At 56.7% G+C, this 11629-nt stretch carries 8 protein-coding genes; 7 read left to right on the top strand and 1 reads right to left on the bottom strand.

Annotation, left to right across the window (positions count from 1 at the left end):
• Positions 1-22 precede the first annotated feature (22 nt).
• The 7 genes from RW023_RS06610 to RW023_RS06580 all read left to right on the top strand — a co-directional run bounded on the left by RW023_RS06610 (position 23) and on the right by RW023_RS06580 (position 10314).
• Positions 23-1444: a multicopper oxidase domain-containing protein gene (locus RW023_RS06610; RefSeq protein WP_315580447.1), complete on the top strand. Its 1422-nt coding sequence runs from the start codon at positions 23-25 to the stop codon at positions 1442-1444.
• A 75-nt stretch (positions 1445-1519) separates the two neighbouring features.
• Positions 1520-2842 (top strand): MFS transporter, encoded by a 1323-nt coding sequence (locus RW023_RS06605; protein ID WP_315580449.1) that lies wholly within the window; start codon positions 1520-1522, stop codon positions 2840-2842.
• Between the two features lie 5 nt (positions 2843-2847).
• Positions 2848-4143 carry a phosphatase domain-containing protein gene (locus RW023_RS06600; RefSeq protein WP_315580446.1) on the top strand — a complete coding sequence of 432 codons (1296 nt, stop codon included), beginning with the start codon at positions 2848-2850 and terminating at the stop codon, positions 4141-4143.
• 386 nt (positions 4144-4529) lie between these two features.
• Positions 4530-6128: an ABC transporter substrate-binding protein gene (locus tag RW023_RS06595; RefSeq protein ID WP_315580445.1), complete on the top strand. Its 1599-nt coding sequence runs from the start codon at positions 4530-4532 to the stop codon at positions 6126-6128.
• A gap of 334 nt (positions 6129-6462) precedes the next feature.
• Positions 6463-7386, top strand: coding sequence for an ABC transporter permease (locus tag RW023_RS06590; RefSeq protein ID WP_315580444.1), 924 nt, complete (start codon positions 6463-6465; stop codon positions 7384-7386).
• Positions 7379-8347 carry an ABC transporter permease gene (locus tag RW023_RS06585; protein WP_315580443.1) on the top strand — a complete coding sequence of 323 codons (969 nt, stop codon included), beginning with the start codon at positions 7379-7381 and terminating at the stop codon, positions 8345-8347. The genes RW023_RS06590 and RW023_RS06585 overlap by 8 nt, the downstream gene beginning before the upstream one ends.
• Positions 8348-8382: 35 nt before the next feature.
• Positions 8383-10314 carry an ABC transporter ATP-binding protein gene (locus tag RW023_RS06580; protein ID WP_315580448.1) on the top strand — a complete coding sequence of 644 codons (1932 nt, stop codon included), beginning with the start codon at positions 8383-8385 and terminating at the stop codon, positions 10312-10314.
• Positions 10315-10490: 176 nt separating this feature from the next.
• On the opposite strand, the gene RW023_RS06575 is transcribed toward RW023_RS06580, so the two are convergent.
• A complete protein-coding gene (locus RW023_RS06575; protein ID WP_315580442.1) occupies positions 10491-11591 on the bottom strand; it encodes a LacI family DNA-binding transcriptional regulator in 1101 nt (366 codons plus the stop codon).
• Positions 11592-11629 lie beyond the last annotated feature (38 nt).

The raw sequence follows: 11629 nt of genomic DNA, 5'->3' as shown, positions 1-11629 counted from the left end.
TGAGTGAAAGTAGGAAGGCTCAATGAGCGAAGAAACCACCGGACCCTCGCGGGCAGCAATGGTCTTCACTGGCCTTGGCGCTGTTGTCGCACTGGTTCTTGCCAGTGTCCTAGCTGGCGGAAGTAATGCAACGCAAAACTCAGCGGCGGGGAATACCTCAAGCGTGGCCTCGTCAACTCAGGTGAAAGAAACCGGAGAAACCACCCACGTGGAAATCGGCGTCCAAGGGATGTCCTTCACTCCCTCTGTCATCCACGTTCCAGCAGGAAATCGACTGCTCATCACTTTCACAAACACCGCGGAGCAGCGCCACGACCTGGTTCTGGCCAATGGGCAAACGACCGGATCCTTGGCCCCCGGTGCAAGTGCGGAAGTGGACGCTGGGGTCATCACTGCAGATACCGAGGGTTGGTGCTCACTGCCAGGACACCGTGAGATGGGGATGACACTGAGCATTGTCGCCGATGGCGCAACGGGCGGCTCTGCCTCAGCAGATTCGCACTCTGGCGACGCCTCCCACAACCACGAGGTTGCAACGGGAACGGGAATCCCAACTGCAGACCAACTGCGAGCCTACGCGGCGAAAGTCGATCCCTATCCCGCTGAAGTTGCACCGGCCTCGGAAGAAAAAGACCACTACTACACCCTGGTTGCCCGCGACGATATCGTGCAGAACCTGAGCGACGATGTCAGCCGGACGGTCTGGACTTTCAACGGGAACACTCCCGCCCCCACCCTTCGTGGAAAGATCGGCGACACCTTCCACATCACCCTCAAAAATGAAGGAACCATGGGGCACTCTCTGGACTTCCACGCGGGCGATATTGCGCCGGATGAGGCCATGAAGACGATCGATCCGGGGCAAACGCTGGAATACACCTTCACTGCGAAGGCGGCCGGTATCTGGATGTACCACTGCTCGACGCACCCCATGTCCATGCATATTGCCAATGGCATGACCGGTGCGGTGATTATTGACCCCACTGATCTGCGCCCAGTGGACCACGAGTACGCGATGGTTGCGACCGAGCTGTACTTGGGGGACAACGGCGGAACTGCGAACGCAACAAAGATCGCCTCGATGATGCCTGACCTGCAGGCATTCAACGGTCGCCCCTTCCAGTACGACGCGCACCCCCTCAAGGTGAAGGTTGGCCAGCGCGTGCGTTTCTGGCTGATGGATTCGGGCCCAAATACCGCCATGTCCTTCCACATCGTCGGTGGTCAATTCGATACCGTCTGGGACGAGGGTGGATATACCCTCATCGACGGCGGCAATGCCATTAGCCGTGGGGGAGGAGGATCTCAGACCTTCCCCATGCTTCCTGCGCAGGGTGGATTTGTGGAGCTTTCCTTTAAGGAACCGGGTACCTACACCTTCGTTAACCACATCATGAGCCTTGCCGAGGCCGGAGCTCACGGAAAGATTGAAGTGACGAACTAACCCACTTTTACGGGGTGCGCAGCACCATAAGCGTGGGGAGTGCCAAAGGCACCTAAGAACGCATACACTGGCACAGTGCTGTCGACCTATGGGGAAATTCTTCGTCTGAACCAGGCATGGCGTTTTTCAGCCGCCGGCTTCATTTTGCGCCTACCCATGTCCATCATGCCGATTTCGATCATCTTGTCGATCCAGACAGCTTATGGAAACTACACCCTTGCGGGTGCGGTGTCGGCAATCAATATCATCGCTTTGGCAGTAACTGCGCCAATGTGGGCACGCCTGGTCGACCGCTACGGACAGCTCAAAGTCATGGGGCCGGTTTTTGCGGTGTCGGCAGTCGCGACCATCGTGTTGCTCGTGGCGACTCTTCAGATGGCCTCGCCGTCGATCTTGTTCGTTTCTGCCGGAATTGCTGGTGCAACCTGGGGGTCTCCGGGCGCGTTGGTTAGAGCTCGATGGATCCGCACCACCGACACGGTGTCACAGCTCAATAGCGCATTTGCTCTCGAGGCCGCTGTCGACGAATTCGTCTACATCGTTGGCCCCGTCATCGCAACGGTTTTGGGAACGGTCCTGCACCCGACGACCGGTGTTGCGGTCTCCATTGTTTTCCTTTCTGTCGGCGCCGTGCTCTTCTTATCCCAGCGTTCTTCAGAGCCCCTTCCATTGGGGAAGGCTGGTCGCGTTGCCCGGGTAGCTAGCGACGGAACCGAGGGCTCAAAGGACGCGGCAACGGAGGCTAAAGGCGCAACGGCCTCGGCACCCGCACGTGAACGATCCCTGCTTCTTCTTCCCGCGATGATCGTCCTCATGCTGACTTACATGGGAATGGGCGCGCAATTCGGTGCGAATGACATTGCTGTTGTTGCTTTCACCAAGGAGCTGGGGGTTCCCGCTCTTTCGGGTGTTCTGCTTGCGATGTTCTCACTTGGTTCGTTTATCTCCGCATTGATCTACGGTGCGCGGAGCTGGCGACGTCCCCTGTGGCAGCTCTTTGCGATTGGCGTTGTCGCCTTGGCAATTGGTATGACCGCTTATCTGCTGGCGCATACGATCATTGCCTTGGCCGTCATCATGTTGATCAGCGGCATTGCCTGTGCCCCGACCATGACGAACGTCAACATGATGGTCGCCAAATCTGTTCCCAGACATCGTCAGACCGAAGGCCTGGCATGGTTGAGTACTGCCATTAATCTGGGTGTTTCGCTAGGATCTTCTGCCTCGGGTCCCGCTGTCGACCGTTATGGTTCGGGCGGCGCCTACGTGATGATTGCAATCTTTGCGTGGGTAATGGTTCTCATCATGCTCGTTGGCCTTCCATCTTTGAAGCGTTCCATGGAGAAGTCTGCTGCGGAAGAAGCGCAGCATCAGCGCGATCTTCTGAATGAGGACTAAAATTGGTGTTTGCCCGAAAGAGCCTTCCCTCCCTTGCACTTTCCGTTGCCTCTCGCCTTGACGAGGCCACGTCGACGGGGCTTGCCCGAGTGCTGGGGTGGGCGGGCTTCTACCCGGGTGTTGTTGGCTTTGGAGGTTATGCCTCGCAGAGTCGTGCGCGCGTTCTGGCTCGCGTCATCATGGAAGAACGAGGGGGGGAGCGCTCGTGGTTGACCCAACGGCGAGGTTGGCGTCAGTTTTTTGATGCTCAGGTTCCTTTCCAGCCGGTTCTGGTGACCTGTGGTCAAGCCCAAAAGGTCGTTTTCACCGATGGCGGTGGATACATCGATATTGAGCTTGAGGGGCACGGTTTGGAACCGGGGTGGCAGGTCGCCTCGATTCAGCCTCTGAACGCCGTGGATGTTCAGCGAATGGGTGTTCGCGAAGGAGATCGCCTGTATCCCTCTTCTACTGTTGAAGGGGCCACTGCTGCGGGAGAGTCTCTCTTACGTGTGGGCGATGCAAAAGACGGTCGGGTCCTTGGTCGAATCCGCGCGGCAAAATCTGTTGATGTTCCGTTACGAGTGATCGGTGACGATGAACGTTACGGTGTTGTTTCAGATATTGATGACACGATCATTGTCTCGATGATTCCGCGTTTGTTGACCGCGGCAAAGCATGCACTGCTGGAGAGAGTCTCTGATCGCGAGGCCGTACCCGGGATGGCGGGGTTCTTGCGGCGAGTAGCTCGTTTCAACCTCTATCCTTCGGTTCAAGAGAAGCACGCTGAACACAAGGAGTCTTCTTCGGTTGGGCATGGAAGGCAGGCGAATGCCTTGCCTGTCATGTATCTATCGACTGGTCCGTGGAACCTAGTACCCGGCTTGCGAGAGTTTTTACGCCGAACGGACTTTCCTATGGGCGCCTTCTTGATGATGGATTATAGTCCATCAAATTCGGGATGGTTCCGCTCGGGAGTTGAACATAAGAAGCGTGAATTGCGACGCCTTGCGCATACTTTCCCAAATATTCAGTGGATCCTAGTCGGTGATGATGGGCAGCATGATCCCGAAATCTATGCGGAGTTCGCACGCGAGTTTCCGAAGAATGTCGCGCTGATTGCAATTCGCTCACTGTCACAGCTTGAACAGCTGATGGTACACGGGACTCTTGATCCAATTTCCTTGGGAGAACTAGAAAAAATCCCCGACCAAATACCTTGTTTGTCTGGTGAGGATGGATTTAGGCTAGGCCGAGCGGCTGCGGCTCTGGTGCCACAACCGCCCGACCCGCAAAGTCTAACCGGATATTTGGATCGCTGAAGCTAGCCAAATATCCGGCTTCAGTCCTCGAGGCGGCGAGTCCTGCACTGTTTAGATTAGTCTGTTTCGCTTCGTATCGGCAGTGCTTAGTTCGTACCTTTAGCTTTAATTTCGTGCCTTTTGAGGGGCTGTTGACAAGGCAATAAGCCTGATCGGAACGGGTATGAATGGTTGACGAGGAAGCAAAATCTATCACGGTGTGATATGTGGCATAGGTTGACAAATTTGAGAGCTTGCTAACAGATGCTTCTTTACCAAATCTTTATAATTGTAACCGAAATGTAATGTTTACATCATGGACATGTGAAGGTTTTGAGAAAAAAGTGGGCTATGCTTCCGAGACATCAGCACTTATGACTGAATAGCACTCCTACAGGAGGAATCTCATGAATCTTAAGAGGTCGTGGCTGGCAGTGCCCGCCGTCCTTGGACTGGCGCTGACCGCATGCTCTTCTGGCAGCACTGGTTCCAATGGTGGTTCTTCGGACAACATTGTTACCGTTAACGGTTCTGAGCCCCAGAACCCGCTGATCCCGGCGAACACCAACGAAACCGGTGGTGGCCGTATCGTCTCCAGCATCTTCTCGTCCCCCGCTTACTACGCGGCTGACGGCTCGACCCAGCTGGACGCTGCAGAGTCCATTACCCCCAACGCCGACAACTCCGAGTGGACCATCAAGCTGCGTTCCGATGGCAAGTTCTCCGATGGCACCCCCGTTCTAGCAAAGAACTTCGTCGAGGCATGGAAGATGGCCACCAAGGAGAACCTTGGCTCTGCAAGCTTCTTCGCTAGTGTTATCGGCACCGACGATGATGGCGCTGGCGACATGGAAGGTGGCCTGGAGATCGTCGACGACTACACCTTCGTCATCAAGCTGAAGGCCCCCGAATCGGACTTCATCAAGCGCCTGGGCTACACCGCCTACGCTCCGCTTCCCGACTCGACTCTGGCAGACCCCAAGAACGGTGGCGAGCACCCTGTGGGTAACGGCCCCTACATGGCCAACGGTGAGAATGCTTGGCTGCACTCCAAGCAGATCGATCTTGCTGTGAACCCCAACTACTCCGGTCCTCGTGTCGCGAAGAATAACGGTCTCCGTATTGTCTTCTACCAGTCCCTCGACGCTGCTTACGCTGACCTGATCTCGGATAATCTTGACGTTCTCGATGGTGTGCCGTCCTCGGTCTTCTCCAGCTACCAGCAGGAATTGCCCGGACGTACTGTTAACCAGCCTGCGGCCATCATCCAGTACATCACTATTCCTGAACGCTTGGAGCACTTCTCCGGCGAAGAGGGTAAGCTGCGTCGCAAGGCCATCTCAATGTCTATCGATCGCGACTCGATCATCAAGACGATCTTCGCTGGTACTCGTACCGCTGCTAAGGACTTCACCTCTCCTGCAATCGATGGATTCAAGGAAGGCCTGAAGGGCTCTGAGGTTCTGGAGTACAACCCCACCAAGGCTAAGGAACTGTGGGAGCAGGCTAACGCCATCTCTCCGTGGAGTGGCAAGTTCCTCCTCGCCTACAACTCTGATGGTGGACACCAGCAGTGGGTTGACGCAACCTGCAACTCGATCAAGAACACCTTGGGTATTGAGGCTGAACCCGATGCCTACGCAGACTTCAAGTCGCTGCTTGGCGATATGAAGGCCGGCACCACCAAGGGAGCTTTCCGTCAGGGCTGGCAGGGTGACTACCCCGCGCTCTACAACTTCCTCTTCCCGACCTACTCTTCGAACGCTTCCTCCAACTACTCCGGTTGGAAGAGCGAACAGTTCGACCAGTACCTGGCCGACTCGCGGTCCGTTTCGGAGACTGAGGCACTCGAGCTTCAGTACAAGGCCCAAGAGCTGCTCTTCGAGGACATGCCGGTCATTCCGACCTGGTACTCGAATACCAACGGTGCATGGTCTACCAAGGTGAGCAACGTTCAGTTCACCTGGAACTCAACCGTGAACTACTTCGCTATTACTAAGAACTGAAGATAGTTCTTCCCCGCTAGATACGTGAGCGGATGAGGTGTGGGGTGGAAGTCTCTCGACTTCCACCCCACACGCATTGAATTTATTTCTTTCGACATATTATCAATGAGTAATTCCTCACCGTTTTCTCTGCGTAATTAAAGACACACGATTGACCATTTACCACTTCTTTGCATTACTATGAGTGATAGTGCGCATATGTTTGTATGTATCTCTTGCGGTATCTCGCTGATCCGTTTGTAGCTACAGGCGTATGCGAAAGCCCGTTCATGATGATGAACCCCGATACGTTTACGAAAACTCTTCGTAAACACATGTAATAAAGGACCTGTCCATGCTGCGATACATCGGACGACGTCTCCTGCAGACCATCCCGGTCTTCTTTGGAGCAACGTTCCTGATCTTTGCGATGGTCCACCTGATGCCAGGTGATCCCGTCGCGGCCCTCGGAGGCGATAAGGGCTTAACCGAGGCTGCGGCAGCTCGAATCCGCGAAGAATACAACCTTGATAAGCCTTTCTGGTTGCAGTACGTGCTCTACCTCAAGGGCATCTTCACCCTTGACTTTGGGACGACCTTCTCCCAGCAACCGGTAACGACGGCGCTGGCGACCGCATTCCCGATCACCATCCGACTTGCCATCTACGCCCTCTTGATCGAGGCCATTCTCGGTATTCTCTTCGGTGTTATCGCAGGTGTGCGTCGCGGCGGTATTTTCGACTCAACGGTTCTGGTCCTCTCTCTGGTTGTCATCTCTGTGCCGACCTTTGTTATCGGCTTCCTCATGCAGTTCTTCCTCGGCATGAAATGGGGATTGCTTCCTGCTACGGCAACTACGGTTTCCTTAAAATCCTTGACGATGCCTGCAATTGTGCTAGGCGCGACCTCCCTTGCATACGTCATCCGACTCACGCGCCAATCGGTATCCGAAACCGTCTCTGCCGATTACGTGCGTACCGCACGCGCTAAGGGCCTGAAAGAGGGCACCGTGATGAGGCGCCACATTCTTCGTAACTCGCTGATCCCTGTCGTAACCTTCCTCGGTGGCGACTTGGGCGGCCTCATGGGTGGCGCGATCATTACCGAAGGTATCTTCAACATCAACGGCGTTGGCGGTACCTTGTGGCAGGCTATCGTCCACGGTGAGGCAGCTACCGTTGTTTCCTTCACGACAGTTTTGGTCATGGTTTACATCATGGCAAACCTCCTTGTTGACCTGCTGTACGCCGTTCTTGATCCGAGGATTCGCTATGAGTGATTTCATCCCTTCGCAAGCTATTTCGCGTACTCGCGCCGGTCAGGAGCACTACGTCTCGGATATTGATGAGACCGGTTTGGGTGCAGTTGACGCCGTCGCCGATGAGTCCGCGCCCGCCTCAATGTGGGGTGAAGCGTGGAAGAATCTGCGCAAGCGGCCCCTGTTCTGGATTGCTGCGGTCATTATCGTTATGGCCGTTTTGATCTCTGCGTTCCCACAGCTTTTCACGAGCGTTAAGCCCGACTACTGCGAACTCTCGCACCACCTGGGCAAGCCCGAGGCCGGACACCCCTTCGGCTACACCTTCCAGGGTTGCGATATCTACGCTCGCGTCATCTACGGCGCACGCGCCTCGGTTTCCGTCGGTGTCCTGACAACGATCTGCGTCGTCTTGATTGGTGCAACTCTTGGTTCCATCGCCGGCTTCCTTGGCGGCTGGATTGATGCCCTGATTTCACGTGTCACCGACATCTTCTTTGCAGTTCCCCTCATGCTTGCAGCCATTGTGTTCATGCAGATGTTCAAGCAGCACCGCAACATCTGGACGGTCATCTTGGTCTTGTCGATATTCGGTTGGACTCAGATTGCACGTATCACACGCGGTGCGGTCATGAGCGCCAAGAACGAAGAATTCGTGACGGCCGCGAAGGCAACCGGTGCATCGCGTTGGCGCATCCTGCTCTCCCACATCATCCCGAACTCCATGGCACCGATTATCGTCTACGCGACGGTTGCTCTGGGTTCCTTCATCGTCGCCGAGGCCTCGCTGTCCTACATGGGTATTGGTCTTCCCCCGACGGATGTGTCTTGGGGTTATGACATCTCGCAGGCGAAGGATAGCCTGAGGGAGGCACCGATGGTTCTCTTCTACCCCGCTATGGCACTGGCCTTGACCGTGCTCAGCTTCATCACGATGGGTGACGCCGTTCGCGAAGCCCTTGACCCGAAGGCGAAGAAGTGAACGAAGAACAATTCGAAGAGACTGTTACCGAGGTCATCCTCGAAGGTGCTGAGAAAGCCGAAATCCACCCGGACGACGCCAATCCTTTGCTCAAGATCACCGACCTGGAGGTCACCTTCACGACCTCGACCGGTGTCGTTCCCGCCGTTCGCGGAGCTAACCTGACCATTTACCCCGGTCAGACCGTTGCAATCGTGGGCGAGTCCGGTTCGGGTAAGTCGACCACCGCCGCTGCCGTCATTGGCCTGCTTCCGGGCACCGGTAAGGTGACCGGCGGCTCTATCGAGTTCGACGGTAAGGAGCTCACCAAGATGAGCTCCAAGGAATGGATCAAACTGCGTGGATCTGGTATTGGTTTGGTTCCCCAGGATCCGATGAGTAACCTGAACCCCGTTCTTCGCATCGGTACGCAGGTGAAGGAAGCTCTGCTGGCGAACAATATTGTTCCCCGCTCCGAGGCAGGGGAGCGAGTAACCGAGCTCCTCGAGCAGGCAGGCCTTCCCGACGGACAGCGCCGCGCAAAGCAGTACCCGCACGAGTTCTCGGGCGGTATGCGTCAGCGTGTGTTGATCGCTATCGGTCTTGCTTCTCGTCCGAAGCTGCTCATTGCTGACGAGCCCACCTCGGCACTGGACGTGACTGTTCAGCGTCGCATTCTCGATCACCTCGAGACGCTGACCAAGGAAATGGGCACGGCAGTGCTCTTCATTACTCACGACTTGGGTCTGGCCGCTGAGCGCGCCGAACAGCTGGTCGTCATGCACCGTGGTCGCATCGTGGAGTCCGGTCCTGCCTTGGAGATCCTCCAGCACCCGCAGCACCCCTACACGAAGCGTCTGGTTTCCGCGGCCCCGTCCTTGGCCTCGGCACGTATCGAGTCCGCACACGCACGCGGCATCACGCACACGGAAGAAGAGTTCACCGGCTCGGCGAAGAACGCCTCGAGCGAGGAAATGATTCGCGTCGAGCACCTCACCAAGGAGTTCCACATCCGCGGTGCGAAGGGAGATGCCTCGAAGCTTCTCGCGGTCGACGATGTCTCCTTCACGCTGCGCCGTGGAAAGACTCTGGCGGTCGTGGGTGAATCCGGTTCCGGTAAGTCAACTGCCGCGAATATGATCCTCCACCTGCTGGAGCCGACCTCGGGCAAGATCTTCTTCGACGGTGAGGACACCTCGGAGTACACCGAGGCGCAGCTTTTCGCGTTGCGTCGCCGCTTGCAGGCCGTGTTCCAGAACCCCTACGGTTCGCTGGACCCGATGTATTCGATCTACCGAATTATCGAGGAGCCTCTGCGTATTCACAGCTACGGCACGAAGGCCTACGCTCAGCAGGAAGTTGAGCGCGCCAAGGCTACGGGCCGTGACCCTGAGCCGTGGGCAGTTGCCGCTCTTGAATGGCACTCTGAGTCCGATAAGAAGCTGCGTGAAGAGCGCGTTAAGGCCTACGCTCAGCAGGAAGTTGAGCGCGCCAAGGCTGCGGGCCGTGACCCCGAGCCGTGGGCAGTTGCCGCTCTTGAAGGACACTCCGAGTTCAACCCGAAGAAGCTGCGTGAAGCGCGCGTTGCCGAGCTGCTTGACTTGGTTGCCCTGCCGCGTAGCGCCATGCGTCGTTACCCCAATGAGCTCTCCGGTGGTCAGCGTCAGCGCGTTGCCGTTGCGCGCGCGCTTGCGCTCAACCCCGAGGTAATCGTCCTTGACGAGGCCGTTTCCGCACTGGACGTGCTGGTTCAGAACCAGATTCTGCACCTGCTCAACGATCTGCAAGCTGAGCTTGGACTGTCTTACCTGTTCATTACTCACGACCTGGCCGTTGTCCGCCAGATCGCAGACGATGTTGTGGTTATGGAGAAGGGCCGTCTGGTCGAGGCAAATACGACCGATGCACTCTTTGATCACCCAGTTCAGGATTACACTCGCGAGCTGATCGAGGCCGTCCCCGGACGCAAGATCCAGCTGAACCTCTGAGAGTATTTCGAGCTTTTCGTGTGGGCAGGCCTTCGGGTCTGCCCACACGTGTATGTGTGCGCGGTGGCCGCTTCCCCCCCCTCCACATTCCTGCTTTAGCTCACTCGTTCCTGTCCTATTGCTGTTCTAAGGCCGCAGGTGTGCGAGCTAAAACAGGAATGAAGGAGCTTACGCGCTTAAGCTCGAAGGGTTGAGCGGCGGATTGTCAGCGTGTGTGAGACCGTTACGTCTGCCACCGCGTGTGGGAGATCGGCTGACGAGGCGTTGCTTTCCTCATTGCTCTGCTCTTCAGGTGATGTGGGTGCCTGTTTGCCACCTGCGCCCCCGCGTCCCTCAATAAGCGCAATCAGCCCCTGGACGGCCTCGCGAGCGATCGCGTGAGTATCGGGCGTGATCGTGGTCAGCGTTGGCGTTGAGAAGCGCGAAAGGACCGTATCATCCCAGGTGGAGACCAGTACGTCCTCGGGTACGCGCACATTCGCCTCGGCAAGCGCGCGCAGTGCGCCAATCCCAAGGAGGTCGTTCATCGTGAAGATTGCATCAGGGAGATTGTTGGATTCCAACCACTGAGAGAGTGCTTCCTGTGCGCCACCGGCGGTCCATGGGGACACTTCAACGCTGCGCCATGCCCACGAGTCCAATCCGAGTTCGGCCAGCGCCTTCTCGATCCCGCGTTGGCGAAGTGCGCCCGCGCTGGAGGTTGCTCGAGTATGTGTCGAACCAAGGATGAGGAAACTGCGCGCGCCCTGCTGGTAGAGGTGGTGCACCATTTCCGAGGCCGCAGAGACGTTATCCATTGAAAAGTGCGGAATGCCTGCATCCTGGATCCTCTCGCCGAGCAGTACCAGCGGTGCGTCCAACTCGAGCTGGTTGAGGCCTTCGAGGTCGAGCTCGATGGGGGAGAGGATGAGTCCATCAATGAGGTTGGTACGGAAGTCGCGCAGCACCGAGACTTCGTGTTCGCGAGTGCCGGCGGTTTCGACAACCATGATCGAGTATCCGCTGCGTCGCGCCTCTTCTTGAATCAGGTGTGCAATCTCTCCGAAATATGGCCAGGCGAGATTGGGGATAGCGAGCGCCAAGGTGTGTGTCTGACCCTGCCGAAGGCGCTGCGCAGCAATATTTGGCCGATAACCCAGTTGACGGATTGCATCCTCAACTGCCTTCCGCGTAGCAGGGGAGATGTGCGGGAAATTATTTACCACGTTTGAAACGGTGCGCTGTGAAACACCGGCAAGCTGCGCAACGTCGCGCATGTTTGGCCGTGAAGATTTCATGTGCGTCTCCAAAAAGTGTTATTAACACCGATCTCATC

Source organism: uncultured Actinomyces sp. (assembly GCF_963542285.1).
GTDB lineage: Bacteria > Actinomycetota > Actinomycetes > Actinomycetales > Actinomycetaceae > Pauljensenia.
Note: the sequence above shows the minus strand (reverse complement) of the source record. Positions and strands in the feature narration are given on the sequence as shown.

Excerpts from the sequence above, each read along its gene's own strand:
- RW023_RS06610 (WP_315580447.1), top strand. The coding sequence starts at position 23 with ATGAGCGAAGAAACCACCGGACCCTCGCGGGCAGCAATGGTCTTCACT.
- RW023_RS06595 (WP_315580445.1), top strand. The coding sequence starts at position 4,530 with ATGAATCTTAAGAGGTCGTGGCTGGCAGTGCCCGCCGTCCTTGGACTG.
- RW023_RS06590 (WP_315580444.1), top strand. The coding sequence starts at position 6,463 with ATGCTGCGATACATCGGACGACGTCTCCTGCAGACCATCCCGGTCTTC.
- RW023_RS06585 (WP_315580443.1), top strand. The coding sequence starts at position 7,379 with ATGAGTGATTTCATCCCTTCGCAAGCTATTTCGCGTACTCGCGCCGGT.
- RW023_RS06575 (WP_315580442.1), bottom strand. The coding sequence starts at position 11,591 with ATGAAATCTTCACGGCCAAACATGCGCGACGTTGCGCAGCTTGCCGGT.